Source organism: Actinotalea sp. C106 (assembly GCF_023630195.1).
Classification (GTDB): Bacteria; Actinomycetota; Actinomycetes; order Actinomycetales; family Cellulomonadaceae; genus Actinotalea.
Genome location: NZ_JALPKN010000595.1, coordinates 1 through 716 on the forward strand (window position 1 = coordinate 1; position 716 = coordinate 716).

Annotated in this window: 1 pseudogene; it reads right to left on the reverse strand. The window is 76.4% G+C overall.

Features of this window, described 5'->3' with window-relative positions:
• Window positions 1-716 (reverse strand): annotated as a pseudogene (locus tag L0B03_RS18700) (nicotinate phosphoribosyltransferase); the annotation flags it as partial.

Here is a 716-nt window from a genome sequence, read left to right on the forward strand (position 1 = left end):
CCGAGCCGCGACCGTGACCCCGGCCGCCCCCGTCCACCGGGAGTCGATCGCCCCCTCGACGACGAGCGCCACGTGCAGCCCGCGCAGGTCCTCGCGCTCGGGCTCCCAGGCCGTCACGGCGTGGTCGAGCCCGCTCACCACGACCTCCTCGACCGCGCGGCCGTCGTGGTCGAGGCTGCGCACCGCGACCTTGCGGCCGCCCTGGCTGGTCTTGGCCCCCGAGGCCTTGGCGACGGGCTCGAGGGTGCCGTCCCGGCCCTCACGGGCGACGAGCTTGTAGACCATGCCGCAGGTCGGCGCCCCCGAACCGGTCACCACGGAGGTGCCCACGCCGTAGGAGTCCACCGGCGCGGCCGCGAGGCCGGCGATCGCGTGCTCGTCGAGGTCCGAGCTCACCACGATCCGCGTGCTGGTCGCCCCGAGGCGGTCGAGCTGGGCGCGCACCTCGTGCGCGAGGGTGGGCAGGTCCCCCGAGTCCAGCCGCACGGCCCCGAGGCCGGTGCCGGCCGCAGCCACGGCCCGCTCGACTCCGCGGGTCACGTCGTAGGTGTCGACCAGGAGCGTGGTGCCGGGGCCGTGCGAGGCGACCTGGGAGGCGAACGCGGACTCCTCGTCGTCGTGCAGCAGGGTGTAGGCGTGGGCCGCGGTGCCGATCGTGGGCAGGCCGTAGCGGCGCCCCGCCTCGAGGTTGGAGGTCCCGGCGAAGCCCGCGACGG